Genomic DNA, 18,383 nt, shown 5'->3' with positions numbered 1-18,383 from the left:
CGCCGGACCGGGGCCGTCACCGGTGGTGGCGGTGGTGTTCGTGGGGTTCGTGGTTCAGTCGTTTGGCTACTGGCCGGCGTCGAACGTGTGTTCTACGCTGCTGCCCCGTGGGGCAACTGTCCTTCTTCTCGGCCGAGGCCCGGCAGCCTTGCGTCGGTGACCTGGCGGGCCTGCTGTGCGGGCCCGGCCAGGCGCTGGGCTTCGCGCGGGGACGGGCCGCCCGGGTGTCGGTCGAGGTGGACGGCCCGGAGCGCGGGGCCGCCGTGGTGGCCGCCCTCGGGGAGCGCGGGGTGCAGGCCCGGGTCGAGGACGTCGAGGGGTCGTGGCAGGTCACGACGGCTTTCCGCACCGACCTGACGGGGCTGGCGGGGCAGTGGCTCGACGACGGCGGCAAGGTGGTGCCGGGCGGGTTCGCGCTGGACGGCGGGGTGCTGCGGCTGTGGGCGCTCGCGGCCGGGCGGTGGGTCGAGCCCGGGTACTGGCTGGGGCTGGACCCCAGGGCGCCCGACACGCACGAGGTGTTGCGAAAAGCGTTGGCCACGTCGGGCCTGCCCTCGACACTCTTGACGGGCAAGGCGGGCGGCCCGGCGTTGCGCGTCGTCGGCCGCAGGCGGCTCGAACGGCTCGCGGAGCTGGTCGGACGTGCGCCGAGCGGGGTGGCGGAGCGCACCTGGCCGGCCGCGTAGCGCCTCCTGTTGGCGGAGGATCGGGCACAGTTGTGTCACCCTGTCCGTGACCAGGGCTGCCCCGGCGGCGACAAAGGACAGTGCACACTGGCGGGTCGGGACACAGTGTTCGAAGAGAGCGGGACGGCGTGGCTGGATCGACACGGGCGAAGAAGGCAAGCGGGGGAGCGGCGGACGGCAATCGGCGGTTGGTGATCGTCGAGTCGCCCGCGAAGGCGCGCAAGATCGCGTCCTACCTCGGCAGCGGCTTCGTCGTGGAGTCGTCCAAGGGGCACATCCGGGACCTCCCCCGGGGCGCCGCCGACGTGCCCGCCAAGTTCAAGGGCCAGCCGTGGGCGCGGCTGGGCGTGGACGTGGATCACGACTTCGAGCCGCTCTACGTCGTCACGCCGGACAAGAGGTCCACCGTCGCGGAGCTGAAAGAGCTGCTCAAGGACGTCGACGAGCTCTACCTGGCGACGGACGGCGACCGCGAGGGCGAGGCCATCGCCTGGCACCTGCTGGACACCCTCAAGCCCAAGGTCCCGGTCCGCCGGATGGTGTTCCACGAGATCACCGAGCCCGCGATCCTGGCCGCCGCCGCCAACCCCCGCGACCTGGACCAGGACCTGGTCGACGCGCAGGAGACCCGCCGCATCCTCGACCGGCTGTACGGCTACGAGGTCAGCCCGGTGCTGTGGAAGAAGGTCATGCCGAAGCTCTCGGCGGGCCGCGTGCAGTCCGTGGCGACCCGGATCGTGGTCGAGCGGGAGCGCGAGCGGATGAAGTTCGTGACCGCGAGCTACTGGGACGTGTCCGCGACCATGGACGCGGGTGCCGACGCCGCGCCGCGCGCGTTCTCGTCGCGGCTGGTCGCGGTGGACGGGACGCGGCTCGCGGTCGGCCGCGACTTCGGTTCCGACGGCCGGCTCAAGGCCGGTTCCGACGTCCGGGTGCTCGACGAGGCGCAGGCCCGCGCCATCGCGAACGGCCTGGTCAACGCGTCGATGACGGTCTCCTCGGTCGAGGAGAAGCCGTACACGCGCAAGCCGTACGCGCCGTTCATGACCTCGACGCTCCAGCAGGAGGCCGGGCGCAAGCTGCGGTTCTCCGCGGACCGGACCATGCGCACGGCGCAGAAGCTGTACGAGAACGGCTACATCACCTACATGCGCACCGACAGCACGACGCTGTCGGAGACCGCCATCTCGGCGGCGCGGGCCCAGGCGACCGAGCTGTACGGGTCGCAGTACGTGGCGAGCGCGCCCCGGCAGTACACCCGCAAGGTCAAGAACGCGCAGGAGGCCCACGAGGCCATCCGTCCCGCCGGCGAGGTGTTCCGGACGCCGGGCCAGGTCGCGCGGGAGCTGGAGTCCGACGAGTTCAAGCTCTACGAGCTGATCTGGCAGCGGACCATCGCCTCGCAGATGGCCGACGCGCGCGGCAACACGACGTCCGTGCGGATCACCGGCCGGACCGCCGGCGGCGAGGCCGTCACGTTCGCCTCGTCGGGCCGCACGATCACGTTCGCGGGCTTCCTCAAGGCGTACGTGGAGACGGTCGACTCGGAGGCGGGCGGCGAGTCCGACGACGCCGAGTCGCGCCTCCCGCAGCTGGTCAAGGACCAGGTCGTGCAGGCGGCCGAGCTGTCCGCGGACGGGCACTCGACGTCGCCGCCGCCGCGCTTCACCGAGGCGTCGCTGATCAAGACGATGGAGGAGCTGGGGATCGGGCGGCCCTCGACGTACGCCTCGATCATCAGCACCGTGCAGGACCGCGGGTACGTGTGGAAGAAGGGCTCGGCGCTCGTGCCCTCGTGGGTGGCGTTCGCCGTGGTCGGGCTGCTGGAGCAGCACTTCGGCCGGCTGGTCGACTACGACTTCACGGCCGCGCTGGAGGACGAGCTGGACGGCATCGCCGCTGGCCGGCAGGAGCGCACGACCTGGCTGTCCGGGTTCTACTTCGGCGGCAACGTCGGGCCGGAGTCGTCGGTGGGCCGCTCCGGCGGGCTGAAGAAGCTCGTCGGGTCGAGCGTCGAGGAGATCGACGCCCGCGAGGTCAACTCGATCCCGCTGTTCCCGGACGACGAGGGCCGGACCGTGGTGGTCCGGGTCGGCCGGTACGGGCCGTACCTGGAGCGCGAGGTCCCCGACCCGTCCGGCGAGCTCACGGCGCAGCGCGCGAACCTGCCCGACGACCTGCCGCCGGACGAGCTGAACCGGGAGATCGCCGAGAAGCTGTTCTCGACCCCGCAGGAGGGTCGCTCGCTGGGCACGGACCCGGTCACCGGGCACGAGGTCGTGGCCAAGGAGGGCCGCTTCGGGCCGTACGTGACCGAGGTGCTGCCGGAGCCGCCGGACGGCAAGAAGTCGCCCAAGCCGCGCACGGGCTCGCTGTTCAAGTCCATGTCGCTGGACTCGGTGACGCTGGACGACGCGCTGCGGCTGCTGTCGCTGCCTCGGGTGGTCGGCAAGGACCCGGAGACGGGCGCGGAGATCACCGCGCAGAACGGCCGCTACGGCCCGTACCTGAAGAAGGGCACCGACTCGCGGTCGCTGACCGACGAGGAGCAGCTGTTCACGGTGACCCTGGACGAGGCGCTGAAGATCTACGCCGAGCCCAAGAAGCGGGGCCGGGCCGCCGCCGCGCCGCCGCTGAAGGAGCTGGGCGCCGACCCGGTGTCCGGCAAGCCGATGGTGGTCAAGGAGGGCCGGTTCGGCCCGTACGTGACCGACGGCGAGACCAACGCGTCGCTGCGCAAGTCCGACAGCGTGGAGGGCCTGTCCGACGAGCGGGCCTCCGAGCTGCTGGCCGAGAAGCGCGCCAAGGGACCCACGACGAAGAAGAAGGCGCCCGCCCGGAAGGCCCCGGCGAAGAAGGCGCCCGCGAAGAAGGCTCCCGCGAAGGCGAAGGGCTGACGAAGCCCTGGTGAGGGGTGGCGGTGGACGGCTTCGGCACGGGGTTCGGACCCGACGGCACGCAGGAGCCGCCGCCACCCCCGCTGTTCGCCGACCCCCTGGCGGGGCTGGTGACCGGCGAGGCGGCGCACCGGTCGGCGGCTGTGACGCCGGTCGCCGTGCCACCGCCGGTGGTGGTGCCCCCGGTGGCCGTGCCGCCGGCGCCGCGCCGGGCGCGCCGGGCGCCGGTCCCGAACGGGCCCCAGCCCGTGGTGCACCCGCCGTTCACGGGCCTGCCGCAGGTCACGAGCGGTGCGCCGCGCAACGGCCGGGCGCTGGCCGGCTGCCTGGTGGTGCTCGCCGTGCTCGGTGCGCTGCTGTTCCCGGTGCTGCGTGAGATCATCGAGGCCGTGGTCGACCTGCTGAGATGATCTCGCTTCGGTCACCCGAACGGTGGATGTGGTCATCCGGGTGAACCGCCCCGGCTAACCTGGTGGCCTGCAACAACGGCGGGGGTGAGCACCATCCGAGAAGGCGGCACAGCGGCCTCGACCAGCCACCGGATTCGCAGCGTGTTGGCGATCCGGCCGTTCCGCAGGCTCTGGGGTGTCACCTACCTGTGCAGCGTCGGTGACTGGCTGTCGCTCCTGGCGTTGACGGGCCTGGTCACGAAGCTGATGGACAGCTACCAGTGGCAGAACTTCTCGCTCAGCCTCGTGGTGCTCACGCAGCTGCTGCCGGGCATCCTGTTCGCCCCGCTGGGCGGCGTCCTGGCGGACCGGTTCGACCGGCGCAAGATCATGGTGGTGTGCGACCTGCTCCGCGGCGGGCTGTTCATCTCGATCGCGCTGGTCGGCACGGCGTGGTGGCTGTTCATCGCGAACTTCCTGGTCGGCTGCTGCGCGATGCTGTGGATCCCCGCCAAGGACTCGGCGGTGCCGAACCTGCTGCGCAGGCCGGACCAGGTGGAGACGGCCAACCAGCTCGGCCTGGTGATGACCTACGGCATCGCGGTCATCTCCGGCGCGGGCCTGTACTCGATCATCTCCGGCATCCCCGGCTACCTGCACGTGCAGAACAGCGACCTGGACTTCCGGATCGCGACCATCGCGGTCATGGTCAACGGCGCGCTGTACGTGACCTCGGCGATCCTGGTGGCGACCCGCATCCCGGAGCTGTCCGGCCGGATCGCGACGGCGAACAAGCGCAAGCGCGAGCAGGGCGAGGCGCCCGGGTTCTTCGCCATGATGAGCGACGGCATGAAGTACGCCGGTCGCACGCCGCTGGTCCGCGGCCTGGTCATCGGCATGATCGGCGCGTTCGCGGCGGCCGGCGCGGTGATCGGCACGGCGAAGACGTACTCGAACTCCCTGCTGGGCGGCGACTCGACGTTCGGCCTGCTGTTCGTGGCCGTGTTCGCGGGTCTCGCGGTCGGCATGGCGACGGCGCCCCGGATGGCGCGGCGGCTGTCCTACGGGCGGCTGTTCGGCGTCACCATCGTGGTCGCCGGGCTGAGCCTGGTGGTGGTCGCGTTCGCGCCGCACCTGTGGGTCGCCCTGATCGCGGTGGCGTTCGTCGGCGCGTCGGCGGGCATGGCCTTCCTCACCGGCCTGACGATCGTCGGCTCGCAGGTCGAGGACGCGATGCGCGGCCGGGTCGTGGCGCTGGTGCAGACGCTGCTGAAGGTGGTGCTGTTCGCGTCGTCCGCGACGGCCCCGCTGCTGGTCACGCTGGTGCAGACGCGCACGGTCACGGTCTTCGACCACCCGATGCAGGTGGACGGGACGCGGCCGGTGCTGTTCGGCGCCGGCCTGCTGGCCGCCCTGCTCGGGCTGATCGCCTACCGGCAGATGGACGACCGGCGCGCCGAACCGATCCTGTCCGACCTGATGGCGGCCCTGCGCGGGCGCGGGCGGCGCAAGGGCGGCGTCCTGATCGCCGTCGAGGGCTACACCCGGCAGGACACGGCGGCGCAGGCGCGGCGGCTGGCCGACGCGCTGCGCGACAGCGGCCGGCAGGTGCTGCTGGCCTCCGACCCGGACCTCGACGAGCAGCGGCTGCGCAACCTGCTGTCCACCGCCGACCTCGCCGGGGTGCGGGCGCACGCCCTGGTCGCCGCGGCGGTGCGGGCGGACGTGGTGGAGCGCGAGGTGCGGCCCGCGCTGGACGAGGGCGCGATCGTCGTCATGGAGCGGTACGTGGACAGCCCGCTGGCGCACTTCAGCGCGGCGGGCAGCGTCGAGCCCCGGGAGATCGAGGGCCTGGTCGACTGGGCCACCGGGCGGCTGCGGCCGGACGTGACGGTGCTGCTGGACCGCACGCCCGCCGAGGGGCGCGCGACGGGCGGCGCGCTGGAGACCGTCGAGCACCACTGGCGGGTGCAGCGGCTGCTCACCGAGATGGCGTCCGCCGACCCCGAGCGGTACCTGGTGGTCGACGGCGACGGCACCGAGGACGAGGTGGCCGAGCGGGTGTCGTCGGCGCTGCTGCCGCTGCTGTCGCGGCGGGCCGGGATGGTCTCGCGGCCGGTGGCGGAAACGTCGTAGCGGATCGGTACGGTCGGCCCGTGAGCGGTGGTGTCTGGACCGGGGTGGTCGGTCAGCCCGAGGCGGTGGCCGTGCTGTCGGCGGCGGCGGAGGCGGCGGCCTCGATCGTGGCGGGCGGCACGCCCGCGCCGGGCGCGATGACGCACGCCTGGCTGTTCACCGGGCCGCCCGGGTCGGGCCACGTGTCGGCGGCGCGGGCGTTCGCGGCGGCGCTCCAGTGCTCGGCGGTCGACGACCGGCCGGGCTGCGGCACGTGCGCCGGGTGCCACACCGCGCTCGCCGGGACGCACGCCGACGTGCGGGTCGTCGCCCCCGAGGGCCTGTCGATCTCGGTGGCCGAGATGCGGTCGCTGGTGCAGGTGTCCGCGCGGCGGCCCACGTCCGGCCGCTGGCAGGCGGTGATCGTCGCCGACGCCGACCGGTTGACCGAGGGCGCGGCGAACGCGCTGCTCAAGTCGGTGGAGGAGCCGCCGGAGCGCACGGTGTTCCTGCTCTGCGCGCCGTCGGACCACCCGGACGACGTGTCGGTGACCATCCGGTCCCGGTGCCGCGTCGTGTCCCTGGGCACGCCCCGGACGGCGGCCATCGCGTCGGCGCTGGAGGCCGAGGGCGTGGCGGCGGACGTGGCGTCGTGGGCGGCGTCGGTGTGCGGCGGGAACGTGGTCCGGGCGCGGCGGCTGGCGACCGAGGGGTCGGTGCGGGAGCGGCGCGAGTCGGTGCTGCGCATCCCGCTGGCGCTGCGGCGCCCCGCGGACGTCTTCACGTGCGCCGACCAGCTCGTGTCGGCGGCCGAGGCGGACGCGCTGACCGCGAACGAGGACCGCGACGTGGCCGAGCGGGAGGCGCTGGAGACGGCGATGGGCGCGGGCGGCACCGGCAAGGGCACCGCGGCGGCCGGCCGGGGCGCCAAGGGCGCGCTGAAGGACCTGGAGAAGCGCCAGAAGTCGCGGGCCACCCGGACGCAGCGCGACTCGCTGGACCAGGCCCTGGTCGACCTGGCCTCCTTCTACCGGGACGTGCTGGTCACCGCGTCGGGCGCGGAGGCGGTGCTCAACCACCCCGACCGGGTGGCCGACGTGCGGACGGCCGCGTCGTCGTGGACGCCCGAGTCGACCCTGCGCCGGCTGGAGGCCGTGCTGGGCTGCCGCACCGCGCTGGAGCGCAACGTGAAGCCGAGGATCGCCGTGGAGGCGATGCTCACGACCCTCCAGCGGGGCTGACGGGCAGGCCCGCCGAGCGGACCGCGGCGGTGACGGCCGCCGTCGCGCGGTGCAGGACGGCGACCGAGCCCTCGGACAGCCGCACCCGCTCCGGCACGGCGAAGCGCAGGGACACGGAGTGCGCCCCGCGGTGGTCGATCGAGAGCAGCATCGACAGGTCGCCGCCCGCGTCCGTGCGCAGGTCGTACTCGAAGGTGACGTCCGAGTCGGTCTCGTCCTCGCGGTAGGCGCTGGCCGCCACGGCCCAGCCGGCGGCGGTCAGCTCGTCCCACGCGGTCTGGAACGCGGTCGCGTAGATCGCCTGGAGCGGCTCGGGGCCGTCGGTCGAGACCAGCGTCAGGTCGGGCACGGTCATCGGGCGCCTCCTCGGGGTGGTGCGGTTCCCCCGACGGTGTGCTTCTCGGCTGGTTCCGCGTCCCGTTACAAAAGGCTGTTCCCGGTGCTGCCCGAATTGTTCTCGCGTCTTTCCGCCCCGCCGGGGGCCGGCGGGGCGGTGTGTGGCGTGCCTGCGGCGACTACCGCTCCGGGCGCCTCGGCCGGCGGTGCGGCAGGGCGGCGACCAGCACGACGCCGAGCATCAGCAGGGCGGTGCCGGTCCAGAAGATCGGGACCGTCTTGTACGCCGCGCTCGTGTAGGCCAGCTGCGGCGCGCCCGGTGGCGGCGCGGCCCCGCCGCCACCCGGCTGCGCGGGCGGGGCCGGCGGGGCCGCGCACACCACGCCGCCGGTCGGGGCGGCCGCGCGCACGATCTGCTCGCCCAGGGACACCTGCGCCAACGCCGAAGGCAGGTTCGGCAGACCGAGCGCGTCGGTCGGGAGCAGCTGGAGGTCGAGCAGGCGCGCGGTCGCCCCGAGCATGTACCCCTTCACGGTGGGGCCGCCCTGCTGGAGCGGTCCGTCCAGGACCTGCCCCCGCTGGTTGAGCTGGGCGACCTGGAGCCGCAGGACGCCGATGTCGAGCCCGGGCAGCGCACCGGTCAGGTCGCCGACCAGGGGGAGCTGCTGACCGCCGGCGACGCTGATCGGCACGTCGAGCTTCGGGTTGGCCGCGTCGATCGTGCCCAGCTCCCGGCCGCCCTGGCTGACCCTGAGCACGGGCGCGGTGTACTCGACCTTCGAGGTGGCCTCGTCGCCGGTGGACAGCGCGGTCAGCGTGGGCCGGGCCACGACGTCGACCCGGATCTCGGCGGGCGTGCCCTGGAGCAGCCGCAGGCTCGCGACCTGGAGGGTGGACGTCGACCTGACGGCCTTGTTCGCGCTGCCGGGGAGGTCCACGACCTCGACGGTGGAGCGGGCGGCCATCGTCTCGGGGAGGCTCAGCAGGGAACCGGTGGCCCCGGTGTCGGGCGTGCCGGAGAGCAGCCCGCCGAGCCGGCTCAGCGGGCCGGCGAGGCCCTTCACGGCGTCGATCAGCGACTGCTTCGCGGCGGCGTCGAGCTTCGGCGTGTCCTGGGTGAGCATCCCGGTCAGGTCGGTGGAGCCGGGCAGCGTCGGGATGGCGTTGAGCACGCTCAGGCTCGCCACCGAGGTCCGCGCGTCCGCCAGCGGGCTCACGCACGGGCCCACCCGCTCGTCCCAGCGGGCGTGCGCCGAGCCGTCGAGCAGGCCCACCCGGAGCAGCGCGTCCAGCGGTGTGGCGGGTGGCGTGAGACCGCCCGTGACGGGCTCGGCGTTGTCGGGCGACGCGGTCTGCACGAGCGTGCCGGGGGTCTGCGGCGCCCGGCCCTGCACGGCGAAGCCGAGCGGCGACGCCTGCGCCACCGACCGCTCGTAGCTCAGGAACGCCTCGCTGTTGGCCTGCGCGCTCGCCAGCCCCACGCCGATCTCGGCGGCCGACTGCCGGGGCAGCTGCTCGCCGAAGCCGGGCAGGGGCGAGCCGGTCGTCGCCGAGTCCGGCGCGAGCCGCACCACGGCCAGCCCGGTGCCCGCGTCGCCGACCGCGTGGGTGACCTGCTCCGGGCCGGTGGACACCGGCGGCTGGGCCGGGTCCGCCGGTCCCGGCACGGGCGTGGTCGCCGGCTGCGCGGACGCGGGGGAGGCGAGGAGCGCGACCAGGACGGCGGCGGCGGGCAGGGCCATCAGGCGCATGTGGGTGGTACCTCCCGGTGACGGCGGGGCGCGCGCGTGAGCGGCGTCACGACAGGTCCAACGACCGACCCCCCATCAGGTGACGCCCCCGGTGTGGGCTATAGTTGTCGCGTCTCGCCGCCTTAGCTCAGTCGGCCAGAGCAGCTCACTCGTAATGAGCAGGTCGTCGGTTCGATTCCGACAGGCGGCTCGCGAGATCAGGAGGCCCCGGACCCCGGTCCGGGGCCTTCGTCGTGCGTGGGCGCTGCTCCATCAGGGTGACGTTTTCGCCGCCGGCGTCAGCTGTGGGTGAGGGTGTCGTTGCCACCGTGGAGGTGATGCCGATGGGTGAGATGGTCCTGATGACGCTCCTCGCGCTGCCGCTCGTGCTGCTCGCGGCACGCGTGGGGCGGCGGCGGTGGGTGCGGCGGTCGGTCCGGCGGCGCGCGGAGCTGTTCCGGCCCGAGCTGTTCCGGCCCGAGCTGTTCCGGCACCGGGTGCTCGACGAGCCGAGCGGGCGTCGCCTCATCCGGTCCTGAGGACGGGGGCGGCCACCCGGGTGACCACGTCGCCGTAGCGGCGGGTCAGCTCGGCGCGCGCCTCGGCGGGCGTGCCGACGACGGCGAAGGCGTGCAGGACCTCGTCGGTGACGAGGCCGGCCATGTCGTCCCAGCGGGAGCGGCGGGACAGGCGGTGCAGCTCCTCGTGCAGGTCGCCCCAGCCGTGCAGGTCGAGGACCTTGCGGTACGCCGGGGTCGAGCCGTAGAACGCGATCTGCCGCCTCACCGCCCGCACCTCCTCGTCCGTGCGGGCGACCAGCGACGGTCCGCTGACGCCCAGGCCCGCGAGCGGCTTGCCCGCCCGCGCCCGACCGCGCGCGAGGGCCGGGAGCGTCACCTCGCGGAAGTACCGCTCGGTGGTGAAGCTGTGGCACAGGAAGCCGTCGGCCACCTCGCCCGCCACCTCGGTCATCAGCGTGCCGACGCCCGCCAGCCAGACGGGCGGCGCGCCGTGCGGGTTGGGGCCCGGGTCGAAGAACGGCGTCATGAGCGTGTGCGCGTAGAACTCGCCGCGGAACCGCAGGCGCTCGCCGGTGGCCCAGGTGTGCCAGATCGCCCGGACCGCCAGCACGAACTCCCGCATCCGCGCCGCCGGGTGCGACCACGGCATGCCGAACCGCTTGGTGACGTGCGGCTCGACCTGCGAGCCCAGGCCCAGCTGGAAGCGACCGCCGGAGAGCAGCTGGAGGTCGTTCGCCTGCACGGCCACGGTCATCGGGTTGCGCGCGAACGCCACCGCGACGGCCGTGCCGAGGTCCAGGTCCACGGTGCCCGCCACGCGGGAGAGCGCGACGAACGGGTCGTGCTTGGTCTCGGCGACCCAGAACCCGTCGCAGCCGCTCGCCGCGGTCTCCCGCGCGGCGTCCAGGACGGTGCGCGGGTCGGGTTCGGTCTCCAGGCGGTCGACCTTCATGCCGGGCACGGTAGCCGCCGCGCGGGACGCGGCCCCGGACCGCCTACCGGTGCGGGCGCAGGGTCCACACCACGGTCACCTCGGCGGTCGTGACGCCCTCGGCGTTGGTGACCGTCACCTCGACCGGGAACTCCGGCCGCGTGCCCGACTCCAGCTCGGCCACCACCTCCGCCGCCGGGCGGCCCAGGACGGCCTCGGCGCGCAGGGGGCCCAGCGCGAGCTTGCGGTAGGCGATCTCGGACCGCGCGACCAGCGGTGTGGCCCTGTCGACGTACCGCGCGAACGCGGCCATGACGACCGCGCCGGACGCGGTCTCCGCGACGCCGAAGATCATCGCCGCGTGCGGGCCGCCGACGTGGTTGCGCAGGTCCTCGCGGTCGGGCAGCTCGGCGACCACGCGGTCGCCGGAGACCTCCGGGAACTCCACGCCCATCGTCCCGACCCACGGCACGGCCTGCTTCATCGCCGCGGCGACGAACGAGTGGTCAGTGTCCATGGGCGGGATATTACCGGTCGGTAACCCCTGAGACGCGGCTCACCGGTATTTCGTTTGCGCAGACCGCGGACGAGGTCCATGCTTGTACTCAGCAACTAGTTGGTTGGTGCAAGCAAACGGAGTGTGCGATGTCCCTGCCCGTCGGTGACGGCACGCCGGTCGGCGACGCGGTCGTGGGAGCGGCCGAGGACGACCTCGCCGTCGCGGACCGGGTGGGCACGGCGCTGGTGCGCATGAACAAGATGCACGCCTGCGTCGCCGCGCACATGAGCAAGTCGGGCCTGGACAAGGCCTCGTTCGTCCTGCTCGCCACCCTTGAACGGCTCGGCCCCGCGCGGTCGAGCGCGTTGGCCGAGGCGGTCTTCTCCGACCCGTCCACGGTCAGCCGCCAGGTGGCGACCCTGGTCAAGGAGGGGCTGGTCGAGCGCCGCGCGGACCCCGAGGACGGCCGCGCCAGCGTGCTGGCCGTGACCGGTGCGGGCGCGCGCCTGGTGGACGAACGCCGACGGCAGCGCAACGAGGCGCTGGCCGGGCTGTTCGCGGACTGGGGGCCGGACGACCGGCTCCGGTTCATCGAGTACTTCGAGCGCTTCGTGGGGGACTACGAGAAGGCGCTGCCGCGATTCATCGCTGAGAGCGGACCCGGGCCGCGCTCAGAAGAGGAGAAGTGATGTCGGAAACGACAACCCGAGCGGACGCGACGCCACCCGGCGCCGCCCTGCTCACCCACCGGCAGATCCTGACGATCCTGTCGGGCCTGCTGCTCGGGCTGTTCCTGTCCGCGCTCGACCAGATGATCGTGGCCACGGCCATGAAGACCATCGCGGACGAGCTGCACGGCCAGACGCTCCAGGCGTGGGCGACGACCGCCTACCTGATCACCGCCACGATCTCCACGCCGCTGTACGGCAAGCTGTCCGACATCTACGGGCGCAAGCCGATGTACCTGACCGCGATCTCGCTGTTCCTGCTGGGCTCGCTGCTGTCCGGCATCGCGAACTCGATGTACGAGCTGGCCGCGTTCCGCGCGGTGCAGGGCCTCGGCGCCGGCGGCCTGATGTCGCTGGCCATGGCGATCCTCGCGGACATCACCTCACCGCGCGACCGCAGCCGCTACAGCGGCTACTTCATGGCCGTGTTCGGCGTCTCCAGCGTCGCGGGCCCGGTCGTCGGCGGCCTGTTCGCCGGCATGGAGAGCTTCCTCGGCACGGCCGGGTGGCGCTGGGTGTTCCTGATCAACGTGCCGATCGCGCTCGTCGCGCTGGTCGTCGTGGCGAAGGTGCTGAACATCCCGCACCAGCGGGTCGACCACCGCATCGACTTCCTCGGCGCCGCGCTGCTGACCGTCGGCCTGGTGCCGCTGCTGATCGTGGCCGAGCAGGGCCGCGAGTGGGGCTGGGCCTCGGGCACCTCGATCGCGCTCTACGCCGTCGGCGTGCTCGGCCTGGTCGGGTTCGTGTGGGCCCAGCGCCGGATGGGCGACGAGGCGCTGCTGCCGCTGCGCCTGTTCGAGCGCCGGACGTTCTCGCTGGGCAACGTGATCAACTTCCTGCTCGGCCTGGGCATGTTCGGCGGCATGGTGTCGCTGCCGCTGTACCTCCAGATCGTGCAGGGTTACTCGGCCACCGAGTCCGGCCTGATGATGCTGCCGCTGACGCTCGGCATCATGTCGGCGGCGGGCACGAGCGGCAACATCACCGCGCGGACCGGCCGCTACAAGGTCTTCCCGGTCATCGGCTTCGGCGTGATGACGGCGGCGCTGTTCGCGTTCAGCTTCGTCGGCACCGACACGGCGATGTACGTGCCGCTGGTCCTGATGTTCTTCCTGGGCGTCGGCCTCGGCCTGAACATGCAGACCCTGCTGGTGGCGATCCAGAACGACGCCGAGCCGCGCGACATGGGCGTGGCGACCTCGTCGGCCACGTTCTTCCGGCAGATCGGCGGCACGGTCGGCACCGCGGTGTTCCTGTCGATCCTGTTCAGCACGGTCGGCGACAAGATCGGGAATGCGCTGCGCGCGGCGTCGGGGCAGCCCGACTTCCAGGCGGCGCTGGCGCGGCCGGAGAACCAGGCGTTCGCGGGCGCGCTGCAGAGCGGCCAGGGCTTCGACCTGGACAACACCGAGTTCCTGTCGACCCTCGACCCGGTGCTGGCGCGGCCGTTCCTGGACGGCTTCTCCGGCTCGATCGACCTGGTGTTCCTGGTCGGCTCGGTGGTGACGCTGGTCGGCTTCGCGATCGTGTGGTTCCTGCGCGAGGTGCCGCTGTCCAACCGGTCCGGCCTGGAGCGGGTCAAGGACGAGAACGACGAGAACGCCGCGGACGGCGAGGCCGCCGAACGCCCCGCGCCGGTCGCGACGCACTGACGCGGACGTCGGTCCCGGTGCACTGACGACCCCGGTCCCGGTGCACTCGACCGGGTGAAACAGGAGAGGCCCACTCCCGCGCGGGGTGGGCCTCTCCTCGTCGTCAGCGGATCAGTGGTCCTCACCGCGGGCGACCGCGTCCTTGAGGCGCTGGTAGGAGCGGACGATCTCCGCCTCGGCCTCGGTGCGGCCCACCCACGTGGCGCCCTCGACGCTCTTGCCCGGCTCCAGGTCCTTGTAGACCTCGAAGAAGTGCTGGATCTCCAGCCGGTAGAACTCGCTGAGGTGGTGGATGTCGCGCAGGTGCTCCGAGCGCGGGTCCTCCGCCGGGACGCAGAGCAGCTTGTCGTCGCCGCCCTTCTCGTCCGTCATCCGGAACATGCCGATGGCGCGGGCGCGGATCAGGCAGCCCGGGAACGTCGGCTCCTGGACCAGGACCAGCGCGTCGAGCGGGTCGCCGTCCTCACCCAGGGTGTCGTCGACGAACCCGTAGTCCGCCGGGTACTGAGTGGCCGTGAAGAGGGTGCGGTCCAGCCGGATGCGCCCCGTCTTGTGGTCCATCTCGTACTTGTTGCGGACCCCCTTGGGGATCTCGATCGTGACGTCGAACTCCACTGCGCGGTCCTCGCTCGTCTTCGCCGTTCGTTACGCCACTAGTGTGGACTACGACGTCTCGTCAACCCCTTGCACGGGGTGTGACGTTGCCCGTACTCGACTGCGGAGGACTGCGTGCCCGACGAGCCATCGTGGCCGACCGTTGACGGCGACGACGTGCCGCGCGAGCCGCCGACGGTGCAGGTCAGACGCCCTGACCCGCCCACCATGCGCATCCCGGTGCCCGTGCCGCCGACGTCGGCGCCGGTCCCGCCGAGGCCCGCCCCGGCCCCGCCGGGGCACCCGCGCGAGCGGCCGACCGAGATCAAGTCGGAACCTGGACCGGTTCCTGAACCGATCACGGAACGTGAAGAAAACGCACCTTCCGCCCCGCCGGCCCGGTCCGGTCCGGCGCCCGCCGCGTCGTCCGCCCCGCCCTCCGCCGCGTCGCCCGCCGAGGCTGCTCCGGCGAGGGCGAGGCGCCGCAAGAAGCCGTTCGTGCTCGCGGTCGTGGTGCTGCTCGTGCTGGCGCTCGCCGGTGCCGGGTTCGTCGGCGCGCAGCGGGGCTGGTTCGACCGCACGCCCGCCGCGACGACCGCCGCCGCGCCGCCGCCCGCGCCCGTGACGCTGTCGGTCAAGGGCATCGGCGCGGACGGCCCCGCGCCCACCGCCGCCGGGGTGAAGGCCGCGCTGACCGGACCGGCGGCCAACCCGCTGCTGACCCCGTTGACCGGCGTCGTGGTCGACCCGGCCACCGGGCAGGCGCTGTGGAACCAGGGCGAGACGACCCCGGCCACGCCCGCGTCCACCACCAAGGTCCTCGTCTCGGCCGCCGCGCTGCTCTCGCTCGACCACACGGCGCAGTTCTCCACCAAGGTCGTGCAGGGGCCGCAGCCGGGCACCGTCGTGCTGGTCGGCGGCGGCGACCCGACGCTGTCCTCGCTGCCCGTCGGGGAGACCACCGTCTACCCCGGCGCGCCGACCCTCGACGAGCTGGTGGCGCAGGTCAGGGCGACCGGTCCCGTCACGCAGGTGCTGTTCGACGCGTCGCGGTACACCGGCGAGGGCCTCGCGCCCGGCTGGGACCCCAGCGACGTGCCCTTCGGGTACGTGGCGCCGATCCAGCCGTTGATGCTCGACGGCGGGCGCGGCAAGCCGAAGCTCCTCGACACGCCGCGCACCTCCGCGCCCGCCGCCGACGCGGCGACCGCCCTGGCCCAGCGGCTGGGCGTGACCGCCCCCGTCGCGCCGGGCACGGCGACCGCGGGCGCGAAGGTGCTGGGCGAGGTGAAGTCCGCGCCGGTGGACCGGCTGGTCGAGAACCTGATGCAGAACTCGGACAACGTGCTGGCCGACACGATGGCGCGGGAGGTCGCCATCGCGCGGGGTGCCGCGCCGTCGTTCGCGGGCGGCGCGCAGGCCGTGCGGGACGTGCTGACCGAGAACGGGTTCGACCTGGCCACGGCGACGTTCGTGGACGGCAGCGGCCTGTCGCCGAACAACAAGCTGCCCGCGAGGCTGCTCGCCGACATCCTCACCGCGGCGGCCAAGCCCGACGCGTCCGACGAGCGCACGGCGAAGCTCCGACCGCTGCTCACGGCCCTGCCGGTCGCGGGCGGCAGCGGCACCCTGGAGGCCCGCTTCCAGGAGGCCGGGGCGTCCGCGAAGGGGTGGGCGAGGGGCAAGACGGGCACGTTGAGCGGCGTGCACTCGCTGGCCGGCGTGGTGGTCGACGGCGACGGCGGGCTCGTCGTGTTCGCGTTCATGTCCCAGAGCACCCAGGACGGCACGGCCGTGCGCGGCGCCCTGGACGAGATGGTCGCGGCCCTCCGCGCCTGCGGCTGCTGACCGCGAGAGTCCAACGCCCAGGCCCCGAGAGTCCAACGCTCAAGACCTGAGAGTCCAACGCTCAAGACCTGAGAGTCCAACGTTCGGGACCCACGAGTTCTACGTTCAGGGCCCCGCGCGGGTGACCTGGACGTAGAACTCAGGGGGCCTGGGCGTTGGACTCTCGAGACCTGGGCGTTGGACTCTCGAGGCCTGGGGGTTGGACTCTCGCGGGAGTGTTGTTGCGGGTGGGGCGCAGGTAGCGTCGGGGGGGTGAACCCGGCGACGCAGCAGGAAACGACGCGGCAGGACCGCGGTGCACCGGTCGATTGGGACCTGGCCGTCACGACCGCCACCAGGCTCGTGCGGCCCGGACCGGTGGTGCCCAGAGCCGAGGCGGACGTCGCGGTCGGCCGGTTGCGCGAGCTGGCCGTGGACGCCGAGGTGCACGTCCGCGAGCTGACCGGGCTCGGGCACGGCCTGCCGCTCAAGCCCGGCGAGGTGGTGGACCGCCCCGGCTGGGTGCGGGCCGCCGTGCAGGGGCTCGCCGCGCTGACCGACGGCGCGCTGCCCCAGCAGACCGGCGCGTTCGGCGGCCTCCTCGCCGGCACGGCGGGCGTGCAGGCGGGCGTGGTCGTGGCGTTCCTCAGCGGCCGGGTGCTCGGCCAGTACGACCCGTTCTCCGACGGCGGCAGGCTGCTGCTGGTCGCCCCGAACATCGTCGGCGCGCAGCGCGCCCTGGACGTGCCGGGCGAGGACTTCAGCATGTGGGTGTGCCTGCACGAGGGCACGCACCGGCTCCAGTTCACCGCCGTGCCGTGGCTCGCCGAGCACTTCTCCGGCCAGGTCGCCGAGCTGCTGGCCGGCATGGACGAGGGCGGCTCGCCCCGCCTGCGCGACCTGCCGAAGCGGCTGCGCGAGGCGGACGGCATCATCGACCTGCTCCAGTCGCCCGGCCAGCGCGAGGTGCTCGACCGGCTGATCGCCCTGTCGACGCTGCTGGAGGGCCACGCCGACCACGTGATGGACGCCGTGGGCCCGGACGTCGTGCCGTCGGTGCTGACCATCCGGGAGCGCTTCACCGCCCGCCGCAAGGGCGGTGGCGTGCTCGACCGCGTCCTGCGCACGCTGCTCGGCGTGGAGGCCAAGGTCCGCCAGTACGCCGAGGGCGCCGCGTTCACCGGGCACGTCGTCGACGCCGTCGGCATGGAGCGGTTCAACACCGTGTGGAGCGGGCCGGAGACGCTGCCGACCCGCGCCGAGATCACCGACCCGGCAGCCTGGCTGCGCCGCGTCCGACCGTGACCGGGAACGGGCCGGTCGCCGAGGTCCGCACGGCCGTGCGCCGGTTCCTCGACGAGCACCGACCCGAGCGGGTCGCCGTGGCGGTCAGCGGCGGCGCGGACTCGCTCGCCCTGGCCGCCGTCACGGCGAGGCTGACCGAGGCCCGCGCCGTCGTGGTCGACCACGGGCTCCAGGACGGGTCGGCCGAGGTCGCCGAACGGGCCGCGCGCACGTGCCGCGACCTGGGGTTGGCGGCCGAGGTCCGGGTGGTGGAGGTCACCGGTCCGGGTGGTCCTGAGGCCGCCGCCCGCCGGGCCCGGTACGCGGCCCTGCGGCCCGAGCGCGGCCTGGTGCTGCTCGGCCACACCCGCGACGACCAGGCCGAGACGGTGCTGCTGGGCCTCGGCCGGGGCTCGGGTCCGCGCAGCATCGCGGGCATGAGGCCGCACGACCCGCCGTGGGGCCGGCCGCTGCTCGGCGTGTCGCGCGTCACGACGGCCGCCGCGTGCGCCGAGCTGGGCCTCGTCCCGTGGCACGACCCGCACAACGACGACCCGCGCTTCACCCGGGTCCGCCTGCGCCACGAGGTGCTGCCGCTGCTGGAGGACGTCCTGAACGGCGGGGTCGCGGACGCGCTCGCCCGCACCGCCGCCCAGCTGCGGGAGGACAACGACGCGCTGGACGAGCTGGCCCAGGCGTTCGACGGCGACTGCTGCGCGGTGGTCGAGGTCGAGCACCTGCCGACGGCCCTGCGGCGGCGCGTGCTGCGGCGGTGGCTGCTCCAGGAGGACGTGCCCGAGTTGTCCGACTCGCACCTGCGCAGGGTGGACGCCCTGGTGAGCGACTGGCGAGGTCAAGGCGGCGTGTGGTTGCCCGGTGGCTTTGTGGCGCGCCGCGCGCATGGCAGGCTGCAAGTGGAACCAGTGCAGTCATGACAAAAGGGGAACCGT

The 18,383-nt window shown here is 73.5% G+C and carries 16 protein-coding genes and 1 tRNA gene; 12 read left to right on the top strand and 5 right to left on the bottom strand.

The window, feature by feature from the left end; translation table 11 throughout:
- The first annotated feature begins 107 nt into the window (after window positions 1-107).
- The 5 genes from ACR807_RS17070 to ACR807_RS17050 all read left to right on the top strand — a co-directional run bounded on the left by ACR807_RS17070 (window position 108) and on the right by ACR807_RS17050 (window position 7,328).
- The gene (locus ACR807_RS17070; protein ID WP_438922306.1) at window positions 108-686 is read left to right on the top strand and encodes a hypothetical protein; all 579 of its coding nucleotides are present in this window, start codon (window positions 108-110) and stop codon (window positions 684-686) included.
- Window positions 687-814: 128 nt separating this feature from the next.
- Window positions 815-3,583 (top strand): type I DNA topoisomerase, encoded by a 2,769-nt coding sequence (gene topA / locus ACR807_RS17065; protein WP_438922305.1) that lies wholly within the window; start codon window positions 815-817, stop codon window positions 3,581-3,583.
- A 23-nt stretch (window positions 3,584-3,606) separates the two neighbouring features.
- Window positions 3,607-3,993 (top strand): hypothetical protein, encoded by a 387-nt coding sequence (locus ACR807_RS17060; protein ID WP_438922304.1) that lies wholly within the window; start codon window positions 3,607-3,609, stop codon window positions 3,991-3,993.
- Window positions 3,994-4,077: 84 nt separating this feature from the next.
- Window positions 4,078-6,108 carry a bifunctional MFS transporter/dTMP kinase gene (locus ACR807_RS17055; protein ID WP_438922303.1) on the top strand — a complete coding sequence of 677 codons (2,031 nt, stop codon included), beginning with the start codon at window positions 4,078-4,080 and terminating at the stop codon, window positions 6,106-6,108.
- A gap of 20 nt (window positions 6,109-6,128) precedes the next feature.
- A complete protein-coding gene (locus ACR807_RS17050; protein WP_438922302.1) occupies window positions 6,129-7,328 on the top strand; it encodes a DNA polymerase III subunit delta' in 1,200 nt (399 codons plus the stop codon).
- On the opposite strand, the gene ACR807_RS17045 is transcribed toward ACR807_RS17050, so the two are convergent.
- Window positions 7,306-7,683 (bottom strand): hypothetical protein, encoded by a 378-nt coding sequence (locus ACR807_RS17045; protein ID WP_438922301.1) that lies wholly within the window; start codon window positions 7,681-7,683, stop codon window positions 7,306-7,308. The genes ACR807_RS17050 and ACR807_RS17045 overlap by 23 nt on opposite strands.
- A gap of 160 nt (window positions 7,684-7,843) precedes the next feature.
- Window positions 7,844-9,415, bottom strand: coding sequence for a hypothetical protein (locus ACR807_RS17040; protein WP_438922300.1), 1,572 nt, complete (start codon window positions 9,413-9,415; stop codon window positions 7,844-7,846).
- A gap of 116 nt (window positions 9,416-9,531) precedes the next feature.
- Here ACR807_RS17040 and ACR807_RS17035 point away from each other — a divergent pair.
- Window positions 9,532-9,605: transfer RNA gene (locus tag ACR807_RS17035), tRNA-Thr, on the top strand.
- 133 nt (window positions 9,606-9,738) lie between these two features.
- Complete coding sequence (locus ACR807_RS17030; protein WP_438922299.1) at window positions 9,739-9,933, top strand: hypothetical protein; 195 nt, start codon at window positions 9,739-9,741, stop codon at window positions 9,931-9,933.
- Here ACR807_RS17030 and ACR807_RS17025 read toward each other — a convergent pair.
- The gene (locus ACR807_RS17025) at window positions 9,920-10,867 is read right to left on the bottom strand and encodes a TIGR03617 family F420-dependent LLM class oxidoreductase (RefSeq protein WP_438922298.1); all 948 of its coding nucleotides are present in this window, start codon (window positions 10,865-10,867) and stop codon (window positions 9,920-9,922) included. The two genes, ACR807_RS17030 and ACR807_RS17025, sit on opposite strands and share 14 nt — an antisense overlap.
- A gap of 43 nt (window positions 10,868-10,910) precedes the next feature.
- On the bottom strand, window positions 10,911-11,363 hold the full coding sequence (locus ACR807_RS17020; protein WP_438922297.1) for a DUF4442 domain-containing protein: 453 nt from the start codon (window positions 11,361-11,363) through the stop codon (window positions 10,911-10,913).
- Window positions 11,364-11,491: 128 nt separating this feature from the next.
- On the opposite strand from ACR807_RS17020, the gene ACR807_RS17015 reads away from it, so the two are divergent.
- Entirely contained in the window at window positions 11,492-12,034 is a 543-nt protein-coding gene (locus ACR807_RS17015; RefSeq protein WP_438922296.1) for a MarR family winged helix-turn-helix transcriptional regulator, read from the top strand.
- Window positions 12,034-13,728: an MDR family MFS transporter gene (locus ACR807_RS17010; protein ID WP_438922295.1), complete on the top strand. Its 1,695-nt coding sequence runs from the start codon at window positions 12,034-12,036 to the stop codon at window positions 13,726-13,728. Before ACR807_RS17015 ends, ACR807_RS17010 begins: the two co-directional genes overlap by 1 nt.
- Window positions 13,729-13,839: 111 nt before the next feature.
- Here the strand turns inward: ACR807_RS17010 and ACR807_RS17005 are convergent, their stop codons facing one another.
- The gene (locus ACR807_RS17005; protein WP_309110360.1) at window positions 13,840-14,343 is read right to left on the bottom strand and encodes an inorganic diphosphatase; all 504 of its coding nucleotides are present in this window, start codon (window positions 14,341-14,343) and stop codon (window positions 13,840-13,842) included.
- Window positions 14,344-14,820: 477 nt separating this feature from the next.
- On the opposite strand from ACR807_RS17005, the gene dacB reads away from it, so the two are divergent.
- The 3 genes from dacB (at window position 14,821) to tilS (ending at window position 18,368) form a co-directional block, all read left to right on the top strand.
- Window positions 14,821-16,170 (top strand): D-alanyl-D-alanine carboxypeptidase/D-alanyl-D-alanine endopeptidase, encoded by a 1,350-nt coding sequence (gene dacB / locus ACR807_RS17000; protein WP_438922294.1) that lies wholly within the window; start codon window positions 14,821-14,823, stop codon window positions 16,168-16,170.
- A gap of 252 nt (window positions 16,171-16,422) precedes the next feature.
- A complete protein-coding gene (locus ACR807_RS16995; RefSeq protein ID WP_438922293.1) occupies window positions 16,423-17,454 on the top strand; it encodes a zinc-dependent metalloprotease in 1,032 nt (343 codons plus the stop codon).
- Entirely contained in the window at window positions 17,451-18,368 is a 918-nt protein-coding gene (gene tilS, locus ACR807_RS16990; protein ID WP_438922292.1) for a tRNA lysidine(34) synthetase TilS, read from the top strand. Before ACR807_RS16995 ends, tilS begins: the two co-directional genes overlap by 4 nt.
- The last annotated feature ends 15 nt before the right edge of the window (window positions 18,369-18,383 follow it).

This window comes from Saccharothrix sabaoui, from assembly GCF_051756985.1.
Taxonomy (GTDB): domain Bacteria; phylum Actinomycetota; class Actinomycetes; order Mycobacteriales; family Pseudonocardiaceae; genus Actinosynnema.
This window is presented reverse-complemented; position numbering and strand designations above follow the sequence as displayed.